This window comes from Dietzia massiliensis (assembly GCF_018390595.1).
In the GTDB taxonomy this organism is placed as follows: domain Bacteria; phylum Actinomycetota; class Actinomycetes; order Mycobacteriales; family Mycobacteriaceae; genus Dietzia; species Dietzia massiliensis.
On the sequence record NZ_JAHBAV010000122.1, the window covers coordinates 1 to 1,626 of the forward strand.

Annotated in this window: 1 protein-coding gene and 1 pseudogene; both read left to right on the forward strand. The window is 78.2% G+C overall.

The genetic code is table 11. From position 1 onward, the window contains the following. The coding region (locus KHA85_RS16395; RefSeq protein WP_213186620.1) for an amidohydrolase family protein at positions 1 to 868 on the forward strand (868 nt) is incomplete at its 5' end. 8 nt (positions 869 to 876) lie between these two features. Beyond that, positions 877 to 1,626: pseudogene (locus KHA85_RS16400) on the forward strand (apolipoprotein N-acyltransferase); the annotation flags it as partial.

Here is a 1,626-nt window from a genome sequence, read left to right on the forward strand (position 1 = left end):
ACTGGCGCACGAGAACGGACTCATCGTGTGGGCCGGCTCCGACGCCCCGGGGCCCGCCCTCTTCCCGGACGCCGAACGGGTCGACCTGGCGGGGGACTGGGTCGCCCCGGCGTTCGTCGAGTGCCTCGCCGACGGACTCGACCTCGCGGCCGCCGCCGCCCGCGGAGTCGTCCCCGCCGCACTCACGGAGGGCCCCGGGACGGACACTCTCGACGACCTCGCCGCGGTCGAGGAGAAGGTGCGCGCGGGGGAGCGGGTCGTCCTCGGCGCCGGGGTGGACCCGACGCGCCTCGCCGCGGAACTGACCCGCCTGGCCGACGAGCTCGGCGGGCCCGCGGTCGCCCGGTGCGCCCCGGTCCTCATCGGAGCGGTGTCCGGCGGGGCGGCGGCCCCGGACGACGAGACCCTCGCCGCCCTCGCCGCCGTCGGCGCGATCGTCCTGCTGCGTCCGCTCGTCGACGACCCGGCGGGCACCGACCTCGTGCGCATCGCCGCCTCCGGCGTCGCGCTGGCGGCGTCGACACGGGTCGGCGACGAGGTCCGACCGTGGGACGCCCTGCGGGCGCTCACCTCCGTCGAGGGCGGTCGCGGACTGTCCCCGCGGGCCGCGTTCACCGCCACCACCCGTGGCGCCCGCCGCGCCGCCGGCGCCCGCGACGGTGCGGCCGGCACCCTCACCCCGGGTGCGCCCGCCACCTTCGCGCGATGGGAGACAGGCGAGCTGGCCGTGGTCGCGGCCGACGACGCCGTCCAGCGCTGGTCCACCGACCCGCGGTCGGGGGTGCCGCCCATGCCCGACCTCACCGGCCCGGACCCCGTCCTCCGCGCGCTCGTCGTGGACGGCCTGCCCGCCGGCCCCGCGGTCTGATGCCCCTGATGACGAGGCTGGCCTTCGCGGCCGCCTCCGGCGCGCTGCTGGCCGCCTCGTTCCCCCCGGTCGGTCTGTGGTGGACCGCGGTTCTCGCGATCGCGCTCCTCGTCGTCGTCCTGGTCCCCTCCGGCGACCGCCCGCCACGGGCACGCACCGGCGCCCTCCTCGGCCTCGTCTCCGGCCTGGTCTTCTTCCTCCTGCTGGTGCCGTGGGTCGGCATGTACGTCGGCGCCTACGCCTCCTGGGGCCTGTCGCTGGTCGAGGCCCTCTACCTCGCCGCGTTCGGCGCGGGCGCCGTGGTCATCCTGCGCGCCGGACTCGACCCCGGCCCGCGGTCCGTCGCACGCGCGCTCGGCGCGGTGCTCGGCGTGGCCGGCTGGTGGTCGGTGTGGGAGTGGATCCGGTCGTCCTGGCCGTGGGGAGGCTTCCCGTGGGGCCGGTTGGCGTTCGGACAGGCCGACGGCCCCCTGCTGCCGCTGGCCTCGCTCGGCGGGACGCCGCTGCTCGGGTTCGTCGTCTCCGCGGTCGGCGCGGCCCTCGGGGTGGCGCTCCTCCTCCTGCTCCGCCGCGACACCGACAGCGGTCGGCGGCCCGTCCGTGCGGCCGCCGGCCTCCTGGCGGTCCCGCTCGTCGCGGTGGGCCTGGTCGCCGGCGCCGCCCTCACCCCGACCGGGGAGCACACCGACACCGTGGAGGTCGCGGTGATCCAGGGCAACGTGCCGCGCCTCGGCCTGGACTTCAACGCGCAGCGCCGC